At 71.5% G+C, this 12,275-nt stretch carries 11 protein-coding genes; 6 read left to right on the top strand and 5 right to left on the bottom strand.

The features are described from left to right. Positions 1-133: 133 nt before the first annotated feature. On the top strand, positions 134-763 hold the full coding sequence (locus HYQ63_RS38395) for a TetR/AcrR family transcriptional regulator (RefSeq protein WP_123100488.1): 630 nt from the start codon (positions 134-136) through the stop codon (positions 761-763). Positions 764-840: 77 nt separating this feature from the next. Here HYQ63_RS38395 and HYQ63_RS38400 read toward each other — a convergent pair whose 3' ends face one another. Next, a complete protein-coding gene (locus HYQ63_RS38400; RefSeq protein ID WP_179938282.1) occupies positions 841-1,896 on the bottom strand; it encodes an aldo/keto reductase in 1,056 nt (351 codons plus the stop codon). A 225-nt stretch (positions 1,897-2,121) separates the two neighbouring features. Here HYQ63_RS38400 and HYQ63_RS38405 point away from each other — a divergent pair, with 225 nt between their 5' ends. After that, positions 2,122-3,522 (top strand): MFS transporter, encoded by a 1,401-nt coding sequence (locus HYQ63_RS38405; RefSeq protein WP_179938283.1) that lies wholly within the window; start codon positions 2,122-2,124, stop codon positions 3,520-3,522. A 59-nt stretch (positions 3,523-3,581) separates the two neighbouring features. Beyond that, the gene (locus tag HYQ63_RS38410) at positions 3,582-4,565 is read left to right on the top strand and encodes a zinc-binding dehydrogenase (RefSeq protein WP_179938284.1); all 984 of its coding nucleotides are present in this window, start codon (positions 3,582-3,584) and stop codon (positions 4,563-4,565) included. 119 nt (positions 4,566-4,684) lie between these two features. On the opposite strand, the gene HYQ63_RS38415 is transcribed toward HYQ63_RS38410, so the two are convergent. Continuing rightward, entirely contained in the window at positions 4,685-5,800 is a 1,116-nt protein-coding gene (locus HYQ63_RS38415) for a cytochrome P450 (protein ID WP_257232415.1), read from the bottom strand. Beyond that, on the bottom strand, positions 5,797-7,260 hold the full coding sequence (locus HYQ63_RS38420; RefSeq protein WP_257232416.1) for a cytochrome P450: 1,464 nt from the start codon (positions 7,258-7,260) through the stop codon (positions 5,797-5,799). Before HYQ63_RS38420 ends, HYQ63_RS38415 begins: the two co-directional genes overlap by 4 nt. Positions 7,261-7,370: 110 nt before the next feature. Between HYQ63_RS38420 and HYQ63_RS38425 the strand changes: the two genes are divergently transcribed. The 3 genes from HYQ63_RS38425 to HYQ63_RS38435 all read left to right on the top strand — a co-directional run bounded on the left by HYQ63_RS38425 (position 7,371) and on the right by HYQ63_RS38435 (position 11,215). Then, complete coding sequence (locus HYQ63_RS38425) at positions 7,371-8,192, top strand: PaaX family transcriptional regulator C-terminal domain-containing protein (RefSeq protein WP_373689180.1); 822 nt, start codon at positions 7,371-7,373, stop codon at positions 8,190-8,192. Positions 8,193-8,450: 258 nt separating this feature from the next. Further along, entirely contained in the window at positions 8,451-9,839 is a 1,389-nt protein-coding gene (locus HYQ63_RS38430; RefSeq protein ID WP_179938286.1) for an MFS transporter, read from the top strand. Continuing rightward, positions 9,836-11,215: a S9 family peptidase gene (locus HYQ63_RS38435; protein ID WP_179938287.1), complete on the top strand. Its 1,380-nt coding sequence runs from the start codon at positions 9,836-9,838 to the stop codon at positions 11,213-11,215. Before HYQ63_RS38430 ends, HYQ63_RS38435 begins: the two co-directional genes overlap by 4 nt. Here HYQ63_RS38435 and HYQ63_RS38440 read toward each other — a convergent pair. Together HYQ63_RS38440 and HYQ63_RS38445 are read right to left on the bottom strand one after the other, a co-directional pair. After that, positions 11,212-11,814 carry a DUF742 domain-containing protein gene (locus tag HYQ63_RS38440; RefSeq protein WP_179938288.1) on the bottom strand — a complete coding sequence of 201 codons (603 nt, stop codon included), beginning with the start codon at positions 11,812-11,814 and terminating at the stop codon, positions 11,212-11,214. The two genes, HYQ63_RS38435 and HYQ63_RS38440, sit on opposite strands and share 4 nt — an antisense overlap. 16 nt (positions 11,815-11,830) lie before the next feature. Further along, on the bottom strand, positions 11,831-12,265 hold the full coding sequence (locus tag HYQ63_RS38445; protein WP_179938289.1) for a roadblock/LC7 domain-containing protein: 435 nt from the start codon (positions 12,263-12,265) through the stop codon (positions 11,831-11,833). Between the last annotated feature and the right edge of the window lie 10 nt (positions 12,266-12,275).

Below are 12,275 nucleotides of genomic sequence, written 5' to 3' on the forward strand. Positions count from 1 at the left end.
TATAAGAAAGTTGGGGGCTGGCCAGGAGGGCTTCTCATCTCATGGGTCTCGCTCCCCTTGATCCTTCGTGGTCAGCTTGATCCTTCGGTGGTCAGCGCCGATCACACTCATCAAGGGACGGAGACGGATCGATATGGACTCAACGGCGTCAGTGGCGCCGCCCGCGGGTCGCCGGGAGCGCAACAAGCAGCGGGTCAAGGAACGGCTGTATACGGCGGCTTTGGAGCTCTTCAGCGAGAAGGGTTACGACCAGACCTCCATCGACGACATCGCGGAGCGTGCCGATGTGGCGCGGGGAACCTTCTTCAACTACTTTCCCCGCAAGGAAGATCTCATCGGCGCTTGGAGCGAACGGCGGCGGGCGAAACTCATGACGCATCTCGCGGAGACCCGGTCCTATGGGGCCGGTGCAGTCGCGCAGCTGAAACAGTGCGTGTCCGTTCTGGGGCGGATCAACGAGGAAGAGCGTGACCTCACGGTGGCCATGCTCACCGCATGGGTGAAGGCGGGTCGTCCGATCCAGGAGGACCCGTATATGGCGGACATCTTCTCGGAGATCGTGGAAACCGGGTGCCACACCGGTGAACTGGCCGAGAACCTGTCGTCGAACCTCGTGGGGAACGTGCTGCGCGATCTGTATCTCGGGGCGCTCTACCGCTGGTGCTATCAGCGGAGTTCCGCTGACGCCGGATCGCTGAACGATGAACTCCAGGAAGTCCTGGGCCATCTGCTCGGAGGCATCACGGATTCCTCCCGGCGCTGAACGCGCGAGACGACGACACGGCCCGGGAAATCGGCGGCGCACCGCCGATTTCCCGGGCCGAAAGCATCTTCAGGCGTTCAGGCCCCGCGCCGCCCCGCGGGCAGACGCCGGAGGGAGGCGTCGGCGAAGTGCGGGGGCGTGTAGTCGGCGTCCGACGGATTGAGGTCGGTCCCCGGCGCCACCAGCGCGTCCAGCCGGTCCAGCACCGCGTCGTCCAGCGTCACCTCCGCACCGGCCAGCAGGTCCGTCAACTGCTCGACCGTCCGCGGCCCGATGATGACCGACGTGACGGCCGGGTGCGTCAGCACGAACGCCACCGCCAGGTGGGACACCGGATGTCCGCACTCGGCGGCAAGCTCGACCAGCTCCTCGACGATGGCCAGCTTGCGCGCGTTGCCCGGCAGTGACTGGTCGAACTTGTACGGAATCATGTCGCTGCGGAACGAGCCCAGTTCGCCGATGCCGTCACCGCGCCCCTTGCGGAAGCGGCCGGTCAGCCAGCCGCTGGCCAGCGGGCTCCAGGTCATCACCCCCATGCCGTACCGCTGCGCGGTGGGCAGCACCGACCGCTCGACACCCCGCATGAACAGGGAGTACGGGGGCTGTTCTGTGTGGAACGGCACATGGCCGCGGCGCTCCGCCGTCCACCGGGCCTCCACGATCTGCTCGGCGGAGAAGTCGGACGACCCGATGGCCATCACCTTCCCCTCCCGCACCAGATCGGACAGCACCGACAGCGTTTCATCGATGTCCGTCGACGGATCCGGCCGGTGTATCTGGTACAGGTCGATGTAATCCGTGCCGAGGCGGCGCAGACTGTTCTCGACCTCCCGCCTGATCCACCGCCGGGAATTCCCGCCGTGGTTCGGGTCGTCGCCCATCGGAAAGTGCACCTTGGTGGCCAGCACCACATCGTCCCGGCGCCCCTTGAGCGCCTTGCCGACGATTTCTTCCGTCTCGCCCCCGGCGTACATGTCCGCGGTGTCGATGAAGTTGACGCCGGCGTCGAGCGCCGTGTGGACAAGACGCACACAGTCGGAATGATCGGCGTTACCCCACGACCCCAGCATCATGGTGCCGAGACAGAACCTGCTGACGGATATACCGGTCGATCCCAGCGATGTCCTGCGCATGGATTTCCTTGCACCTCATTTGCGCTTGGAGAGAATGCGGTCCCAACTCGCGGCGGGTCTCAGGTCACCGCCGCCGCAGGCGAGTCTGACACGGCTGATCCGTATCCACCGGAAGGCGTGAGTCCGGCGTGAGTGGGCCATGAGCGGAAGCGGACACAGTGGTGGGTACACGGGGTGAGCCCCGTGTCAGGTAAATGCCCCGCCCCCCACCGCGAATTGGATGTGATGATGCGTCGCGCCGGGACGCTGCTGCTGCCACTGGTGGCGGTCTTTCTCGTTCCCTTCACCCTGACCGGCGCTTCGGTGGCGCTCACCGACATCAGTGAGCAGCTCGACGCGAGCCTGGCCGCCACCCAGTGGGTGGTCAACGCGTACAGCGCCACCTTCGCCGGATTCATGCTGATCACCGGTGCCCTCGCGGACCGGCTCGGCCGCCGCCGGGTCTTCGTGTCCGGCGTGGCCCTCTTCGCGGTGTGCGCGCTGATCAGCGCCGTCGCCCAGGACATCGTGGTGCTGGACGTGGCGCGGCTGATCTCCGGGATCGGCGCGGCCGCGACCACCACGGGCGCCAGCGCCGTGCTCGCCGAGGCGTTCACGGGCCAGGCCCGGTCCAAGGTGTTCGGCCTGTTCGGCACCACGATCGGCATCGGCCTGGCCTTCGGGCCGACGCTGGCCGGCCTGCTGGTGGACAGCTGGGGCTGGCGGTCCGCGTTCGCCCTGCCCGGCGTCATCGGCCTGGGCTGCGTCGCCTTCTACCGCTCCCTCCCGGCCTCCCGGCCCGCCACCGCGCGCGGCCAGCTGGACCGGGCGGGCGGCACGCTGTTCACCCTGGCCCTGCTGCTGCTCATCTTCGCTCTGGTCGAGGGCCCCGAACTGGGCTGGGGCAGCGTGGCGGTGGCGGGCTCGCTCATCGCCTCGGTGGTGCTGTCCGGGGCGTTCGTGGCCGTCGAGCGACGGGTCGCCGAACCGCTCCTCGACTTCCGGCTCTTCGGCACCGGCCGCTTCCTGGGCCTCTGCCTCGCCGTGGTCGCCGTGGTCGGGCTGTTCGGCCCGCTGCTCACCTATCTGCCCGCCTACTTCCACGCCGTCGCGGGCATGAGCACCGGCGAGGCCGGGCTGTCCATGGTGGCGCTCACCGGCCCGGTCCTGTTCATCCCGCTGATCTGCGGGGCGCTGGTCCGCTGGATTCCCGGCTCGGTGCAGGTGGTGGCCTCGCTGGTGCTGGTGGCCGCCGGATCGGCCTGGCTGGCGACGGGATCCTCGCTGCTCCCGGCCCTGGTGGTGACGGGCATCGGCGTGGCCGTCGCGCAGGGGCTGCTCGACGGGCTGGCGGTCGACGCGGTCCCCTCCGAACACGCCGGGGCCGCCGCGGGCACCTTCAACACCGCGAAGCTGACCGCGGAGACGCTGGGCATCGCCGTCGTCGGGGCCGTCCTGGCGGCCCGTACCGGAGGACGGCTGTCCGGCCCGCGCTTCCCGGAGGCGCTCCACCTCACGCTGTGGATCTTCGCCGGGCTGTGCCTGGTGTCCGCCGCCGCCACGGCGCTGCTGCTGCGGTCGAGGGCGGCGAAGCCCGTCGCCGCGGCACCGGAGGGCGAGCGCGACGCCGAGGCCGTCGCCACCTGAACACCTCTCTCATTTCCCCTTGTTCGTTTTCCCCTGTTGCTGTTGAGGAGTGACGTGCCATGCGCGCTGTGACCATCCCCCGTTTCGGCGGAGCCGAGGTGCTGGAGTACACCGAGGCCGAGGCGCCGGTGCCCGGCCCCGGCCAGGTCGCCATCGATGTGACCCACGCCGGGGTGAACTACGCCGAGATCCTGTTCCGGCAGGGCGCGGTGGACGTTCCGCTGCCGTACGTACCCGGCATCGAGGCCGCGGGGCGGATCCGCGCCCTCGGCGACGGGGTCAGCGGGCTGCGGGTGGGCCAGTCGGTCACGGCCCTGACCATGACCATGGGCGGTGGCTACGGCGCGGTCGCCGTGACCGACGCACACCTGGTCGCCCCGCTGCCGGACGACGCCGACCGGGCGCTGATGGCCGCCGTCCCCTCCAACAGCACCACGGCGTGGCTGGTCCTGGGCGAGGTGGCCCGGCTGCGCAAGGGCGAGCGGGTGCTGGTGCACGCCGCGGCCGGGGGCGCGGGCAGCCAGCTCGGCCAGGTGGCCCGGCTGCTGGGCGCGGGCCAGGTCGTGGGCACGGTGGGCTCGCCGGACAAGATCGAGGCCGCGACCGCCTTCGGCTACGACAAGGTCGTCCTGCGCGACGACCTCCCCGGGGCCGTGGCCGGTCTCACCGACGGGCGGGGCTTCGACGTGGCCGTCGACCCGGTTGGCGGCGCGGCCCGCCGGGCGAGCCTCGACGCGCTGGCACAGGGCGGGCGCCTGGTCGCCATGGGCAACGCCTCGGGTGCGGACGACGTCCCGTTCAGCGCGAACGAGCTGTGGTTCAGCGGCAAGGGCGTCCTCGGCTTCAACCTCGGCGCGCTGAGCGGTGAGCGTCCCGAGGCCGTGTCCTCCGTGCTGCGGCAGGCCGTCGGCGCCGTCCTCGACGGCGAACTGCGCGTGGACGTCGGCCAGGTGCTGCCGCTGCGGGACGCCACCGAGGCCCACCGCCGTCTCGAAAGCGGCCGCACCACCGGCAAGCTGGTGCTGGCGATGGAGCAGGAGTGATCTGCTCGCGGTGACTCCCGCGCCCACCGGCGCGGGCGTACCGACGGCCCCGGTCCCTTCCCCCGAGGGCCGGGGCCGTCGGCCGTTCCCCGCATCGCCGCACCTGGCAGGGACTCCGTTCAGGGACGCAGAACGACCGGAAGCTCCTTCCAGCCGTTGATGCCCAGGGCCGGGACCCGGGAGACGGGCCGGTCCACGAGGGCGAGCCGGGGGTACGTCTCGAACAGCCGCCGCAGGGCGATCTCCGCCTCCAGCCGCGCCAGCGGCGCGCCCGGGCAGCGGTGGGCACCGGCCCCGAAGGCGAGGTGACCGGCGGCGCGGCCGGACGCATAGCGCCCGGGGTCGAACCGGTCCGGCTCGGGAAACGCGTGGGGGCAGCGCTGGATGGCCGCGAGCGGGACGAACACCGCTTCCCCCGCGCGGATGACGTCGCCGTCGACCTCGACGTCCTCCGTGGCGTAGCGGAACATCACATGGCGGGCGGGGGACTCCCAGCGCAGGGCCTCCTCCACGACATCGGGCCACGGATCGTCGCCCGCCTCCTGCCGGGCGCGCGCGGCGGCCAGCGTCTCGGGGTGCGTCAGCAGGCCCCTGACGGCGTGGCAGATGAGATTGACCGTGGTCTCGTGCCCGCCGATGACGGTGACCACCAGGTTGCCGATGACCTCGGCCTCGCTGAGTTCCCCGGCGTCCAGCGCGGCCACCAGATCCATGGTGAGGTCGTCCCGGTCGCCCCGGGCGCGCTTCCGCTCGATCAGCGACATCAGGGTGGCGGGGAAGTGCCGCCCCACGGTGCCCGTGATCTCCTCGACGCTCGCCTCGGAGTTCATCGCCGCCATCGACAGCTCGTGCAGTTCGTCGCGGAGCGTCCCACCGTCGGGCACACCGAGCAGCAGGCAGATGACGTCCAGCGGCAGCGGGAGGGCGAAGTGCCGCAGCAGGTCGGTCTCCTGCCCGGCCGGGGCGGTGGCCAGGCCGGACAGCAGGCGGCGGGTGACGTCCTCGACCCGGGGGCGCAGGGCCTCCACCCGGCGCGGTGAGATGGCGCGCTGGACGGGCCGCCGCAGACGGCGGTGGGTGTCGCCGTCGGTGGTGAGCAGTCCCTTGCCCTCCACGATGAACAGCAGCGGCCAGTCCGCGGGGATCCGTCCGTGCCGGTACGCCTCCCAGTGCTGGATGTCCTTGGCGAACCGCGGGTCGCTCAGCACCCGCAGCCCCGCCTCCCGCGTGGTCACCGCCTTGGCCACCACGCCACCAGGGAGCGCCACAGTGGCAACCGGCCCTGCCGCTCTGAGGGCTGCTCCCTCGCCTCCGTGGAGGTCGGCCGGGGCGGGCTCGATACGAACGTGTGCTGTCGCGTCCATTGCTGCTGCTGTCCGTTTCTCACATCGGCCAACACGTCCGTCGGCGGGCTGGGGATCGTCACGGGAAGGGAGGACGGGGACCGGGCGATGTACGGCAGGTCCCAGACCAGCCGCTCCTGCGGTACGGCGAGCTGCATGCCGGGAAGCCGCTCCCACAGGCATTCGAGGCCGGTACGCACGATGAGGCTTCCCAAGTCGCGCGCGGGGCAACCGTGTTCGCCCGCACCCCAGGCGAGGTGGGCCTTGTTGGTCCGGGAGACGGAGGTGCCCGCGGACCGCATGGCGGGGTCGGCGCCGGAGGCGCCGAGACTGATGATCGCCATGTCGCCGACGTTCAGGTGGTATCCGCCGAGGGTGGTGGCCCGGGTCGCCCAGCGGCCGATGAGGTTCTGGATGGGGGCGTTGATCCACATGACGTGGTTCATGGCCTCGTCCATGCTACAGATCGCGGAGGCGAGTTCCTTGTGCAGCGCCGGGTTGGTCAGCAGCTCCAGCACGGTGTTGCAGATCCACGTCGTACTGGCGCCGCGTCCCGCGACGATCTGGAGCCAGACGTCCTCGCTCAGCTCGTCGAGGTCCAGGCCCGCCTCCTGGTTGTGGTGGTGCATCCACGACACCAGATCGGGCCCGGGGTCGTCGCGCTTCTGGGCCACCAGGGCGCGCATCCGGCCGTCCAGCTCCTCGGCGGCGCGCTGGGCGCCGGGGCCGCCGCTGAGCATCTCGTGGAGGGCGTTGCCGGTGGCCAGCGCGCTGTGTTCGTCCATGCCCATCAGCCGCATCATGACCAGCAGGGGCAGCTGGAGGGCGTACTGGCCGAGCAGGTCCACCTCGCACGTCTCCCGCGGCTCCCCGCCGGTGAAGAACCCGGCGATGAGCTGGTCCGCGAGATCCGCGATGAGGTCGCGGGTGCCGAGCAGGTCCAGCTCGGCCAGGGCTTTGTTGCCGGGGCCGGACAGCCGCGCGTGTTCTCCGCCCTCCGCGTACAGCCGGCTGCGCCGGTAGGCGAACTGCGGGATGAGGGGGTGGTCGAGGGGGAGGACGCCGTCGGACAGGTCGCGGTACCAGCGGGAGTCGCGCGTCCACACCCGGTCCTGGTTCTGGAGGATCTCCAGCTGGTGCGCGTGGTCGAGGACCAGATAGCCGCGGAAGGCACCGGTCTCCTCCAGCGCCACCGGCGCGATGGGGCCGAAGGCCCTGCGGAGGCTGTCGTAGTAGGCGCTCGGGTCCTGCGCGAAGGCCGGGCCGTACAGCGGGGCGCTGCGGTCGGGCCAGGGCGTCCGGACGGAGGGCCAGGGTTCGCCGATTGGGTTGAGATTAAAGGGAGTTGACACGGTGATCAGACTGTAGTGCCCCGGCTCCTGGGGACAACAGGGGGTGGCCCCGGTTCCTGCCGGGAGCCACCCGCACCATGATCCGGGGGAGTGCGCGTACCGTGGGCTGCGTGACCACTGCTGATGCCGCCCCCCGGCCCCAGTCGCTGATGCTCACCTTCCTGGGGGACTGGGTGCTGGGCCGGGACGTGTGCGTGTACTCGGGGAGCGTCATCGACCTCTTCGGCCGCGCCGGTGTCGGCGAACACGCGACCCGCTCGACGCTCACCCGCATGGTCGGGCGCGGCCTGCTGCGGCGGCAGCGCGAGGGGCGACGCATGTACTTCGGGCTCACCGAGCGCTCGGAGGCGGTGCTGCGGGACGGCGAGGGCCGCATCTGGCAGACCGGCGCCGTCAACCGGAACTGGGACGGCACCTGGACCCTGCTCGGCTTCTCCCTGCCCGAGTCCTGGCAGCGCCAGCGCCACGACCTCCGCTCGCAGCTCACCTGGAGCGGCTTCGGGCCGCTGTTCAGCGGGCTGTGGATCGCGCAGGGCGAGGTGGAGGTGGGCCCGATCCTCAACGAGCTGGGCCTGGCCGCGCACGTGAAGGTGTTCCGTGCCCACGCCGACGCGGGCATGGACATCGGCGCGATGATCGAGGAGACCTGGGAGCTGCCCGCGCTGGCCGGGCGGTACGAGGAGTTCGTACGCCGCTGGCAGCCCCAGGAGCACGCGTCAGCCGGGGCCGAGGAAGCGCTGGTGGCGCGGTTGCGGCTGTCCACCGAGTGGCTGCGGATCATCCGGCAGGACCCGCGGCTCCCGGTCAAGCACCTGCCCGACGACTGGCCCGCCGAGCAGGCCGAGAAGACGTTCCGCGCGGTCCACGAGCGCCTCACGCCGGGCGCGCGGGTGGCGGCGGAACGCCTGCTCGACCTGGTGCCGGTGCGCTAGGGGGTGTCTTGCCGATCATGCCGGCCTGATCGACAAGACACCCCCTAGGCGCCCCACACTCCTCGAAGCCCCCGCGGGGCGCTGCTCACTGCTGTGAGGGGCCGCGAGGCTGTCCGTTCGGGACGTTGTGTGTCCGCGAGGCTGTGCGTCGCGGACAAATGTTGTGCAGAACATTGACCGCGGTCGGGAATCTGCCTACCTTCGCGGGAATACCGGCACCGCCTCGATGCCACCCCCGACGGCACCAGGGAGCTCCCCGTGCAGCCAGCCCCCGTCCCCGTTCCCCCGCCGCCCCCGGATTCCCGGCAACTGCGCCGCGTCGCACTGTCCGGCCTGCTCGGCACCGCGGTCGAGTTCTACGACTTCCTCGTGTACGGCACGGTCGCCGCGCTCGTCTTCGGCGAGCTGTTCTTCCCCGAGGCCGACCCCGCGGTCGGCACCATCGCCGCGTTCGGCACCTTCGCCGCCGGATACCTGGCGCGGCCGCTCGGCGGCATCGTCTTCGGACACTTCGGCGACCGGCTCGGCCGCAAGTCGATGCTGCTGCTCACGATGGTCCTGATGGGCACCTGTAGCTTCCTCATCGGGCTGCTCCCGACCTACGACGCGATCGGCGTCTGGGCGCCGGTGCTGCTGGTCGCCCTGCGCGTCGTGCAGGGCCTCGCGATCGGCGGTGAGTGGGGCGGCGCCATGCTCATGGTCGTCGAGCACGCCGAACGCACCGGAGGCGCCCGGCGCCGCCGCGGCCTGTGGTCGAGCTTCACCCAGCTCGGCGCCCCGCTCGGCTCGATGCTCTCCGCGGGCGTGGTCACGATCGTCTCGACCCTGCCGGACGACGAGTTCCGCACCTGGGGCTGGCGGGTGCCGTTCCTGCTGAGCGTGGCGCTGCTCGCCGTCGGGCTGTTCGTACGGCTGCGCGTGGCGGAGAGCCCGCTGTTCACCGAGGCCCGGACGCGGCCGGAGGACACGCGGGCGCAGGACAGGCCCCCGCTCGCCGAGGTGCTGCGCCGCCCCCGTCCGCTGCTGCTCGCCGGGTGCGTCGGCATCGGCGCGTTCACGGCACAGGCGCTGCTGACCAGCTTCATGATCTCCTACGCCGTCCGCCACGGGTACACCCGGCCGCAGGTGCTCACCGCCGTGACGGTCGCCTCCGCCGTGGCACTCTTCGCGCTGCCCGCCGCCTCCGCGCTGTCCGACCGGGTGGGCCGCCGCCCGGTCGTGCTCGCCGGGGCCGTCGCGTCCGCCGCGCTGGCCTTCCCCGTCCTGGCGCTGGTCGACTCCGGATCGCCCGGGCTGCTGATCCTGGCCCTGGCGCTGGGTCACGGCGTGGCGCAGTCCACCATGTACGGACCGCTCGGGGCCCTGCTCAGCGAGATGTTCGGCACCCGGGTCCGCTACACCGGCGCCTCCCTCGGCTACCAGCTCGCGACCCTGGTCGGGGCCGGTTTCTCACCGATGATCGCGAGCAGTCTGCTGGCGGCCTACGGCGGCAGCAGCACCCCGCTCTCGCTGCTGCTGTGCGGCGGCGCGGCCATCACCGCGCTCACCGTGTGGCGGCTGCGCGAGACCCACGCCGACACCCTCGACAACCCCACCACTGCCACCACTTCCGCCGATGTTCCCGCTGCCGAAGGAGTCCGCCAGTGAAGCCCCGCGCCCTCGCCCTCGCCGCGACCGCCGTGCTCGCCGCCACCGCCCTGCCCGCGCAGGCCGCGAGCGCCGAGGGCGAACACCTGGAAGGCCACCTGGCGTCCGGGGCCGCGTACATGATGGACATGCCCGCGCGATGGAACGGCACCGTGCTGCTGTTCAGCCACGGCTACAACCCGCAGGGCAGCCCCAACCCCGCCCAGAACGCGCCGAGTTCGGCGGCCCGCGCCCGGCTTCTGGACCAGGGTTACGCACTCATCGGCTCCTCGTACGCCACGACCGGCTGGGCCGTGGCGGACGCGGTGCCCGACCAGCTGGCCACGCTGGACCTGTTCACGCAGCGGTTCGGCGCGGCCCGGCAGACCCTCGCCTGGGGCCAGTCGTACGGCGGGTTCGTCACCACCACGATCGCCGAACGGCACCCCGACCGGATCGACGGTTCGCTGTCGATGTGCGGCCTCGTCCAGGGCGGTATCGCCAACTGGAACAGCACCCTCGACCCCGTCTTCGCGCTGAAGACCCTCCTCGCGCCGGACTCCGGCATCCGCCTCACCGGCTTCGCCGACCAGGCGGACGCCAAGAGCGCCGCGAGCGCCCTCACCGGGAAGCTGACCGCGGCCCAGCAGACGCCGCAGGGCCGGGCCCGCATCGCGCTCGCCGCCGCCCTGCACAACATCCCCGGCCACAACGACCCGTCACAGCCGAAGCCCGGCCCGGCCGACTGGGCCGGACAGCAGAAGAACCAGTACGCGGCGGTCGCCGGACTGCTCCAGACCGCCGCGTTCTCCTGGCGGCAGGAGGCCGAGTCCCGCGCGGGCGGTAACCCGTCCTGGAACACGGGCGTCGACTATGCGGCGATGCTGCGCCACTCCTCGGTGTACAAGGAGGTGACCGAGCTGTACAAGGAGGCGGGGCTGACGCTGCGCGACGACCTCACGGCACTCAATCGCGCTCCCCGCACCAGCGCCGACCCGCGGGCCGTGGCCTGGATGCGGCACACCAGCGCCTTCACCGGCAGGCTGACCGACCCGCAGCTGAACATCCACACCACCGGCGACGGGCTGATCCCCGTGCAGGCCGAGAGCGCCTACCGCCGGGCCGCCACCGCCGGCGGATCCGCGGGGCTGCTGCGCCAGGCGTACGTCGACGGGCCGGGCCACTGCACCTTCGGCACCGGCGAGACGCTCGCCGCCGTACACGCGCTGGAGCGGCGTCTGTCCACCGGCCGCTGGGACACCTCGCCGGACACGCTCAACTCCGCGGCGGAGACGGAGGATCCGGCCGCCGAGCCCCGGTACACCGACTACCGGCCCACCGCCTACCCGCGCCCCTACGACCTGGCGCACCAGGACGGTCCGCGGCAGCGCGGCTAGAGCCGCCGGAGTCCGGTCAGCACCCGCTCCATCAGCGCGACGCTGGGGGCCTCGCCCTCCTCGGTCCCGGTCTCGTGGACGACGATCAGTCCGCGGTCCGCCATGTCGCCGAGCAGCACCCTGGCCACCCCCAGCGGCACCGAGAGCCGGGCCGACACCTCCGCCACCGACGTCGGCTCCTGGCACAGCGCGATCACGGGAACGTGGTCGGCGTGCGTGAAGGCGGCGGACTGGTGCCCCAGATCGGTGGTCGTCACCAGGGTCTCCAGCTCGAAGTGATGCTGGGATCTGGTGCGGCCACCCGTCCACGTATAGGCGCGTACGAAGGAGGGCGAGCCCTGTTGCTGCTGCTCGTGTCCGCCCTCCCACGCGGCGTGCTGCTCGTCCTGCGGCGGGTACGCGTACGGCTCCGGGGGAGCGGGGGGCGGCGCCTCCTCCGGCTGGTGGCGGGCCGCGGGCTCCGGCGCGGAGCCGGACCTCTTCCGCGGCCGCCGTGCCTTGCCGAAACTGAACGCGTTGAGCACGTCGGCGAAGGTCTGTTCGTCCTCCGCTCCCTGGTCTCTCCGAGTGTGCCCGGAAGGGCCTTCACCGGTGCTCATGATCTCCTCGTCCGGGCTAGTGGGCTGCCGTCTGCTTGAATCCCTGGAGCTCCGCGCGCAGTTCGGGGGTCAGCATCTCGCCGACCTGGTCCACGAGCACGGCCATCTCATAGGCCACCTGGCCGATCTCGCAGTCCGGCGCGGCCAGCGTCACCAGGCACGAGCCGTCCTTGATCGACATCAGCAGCATATGTCCGTACTCCATCTGGATCACGGTGCTCTTCACCTCGCCGGTATCCAGACACCGCGCGGCGCCCTGGATCAGGCTGATGGCACCTGCGGCGACGGTGGCCAGGTGTTCGGCGTAGTCGTCCGCCAGCCGGTTGGAGGCGGTGAGCAGAATCCCGTCGGCTGATACCACCACGGCGTGGGCCACATTGGGAACACGTTCGGTGAAGTTGGTGACCAGCCATCCGAACTGGCTCACCTCCCGCGGGTGGGGTGAGGTCATGGCTTGATTC

This window comes from Streptomyces sp. Rer75 (assembly GCF_013414305.1).
Lineage (GTDB): Bacteria > Actinomycetota > Actinomycetes > Streptomycetales > Streptomycetaceae > Streptomyces > Streptomyces himastatinicus.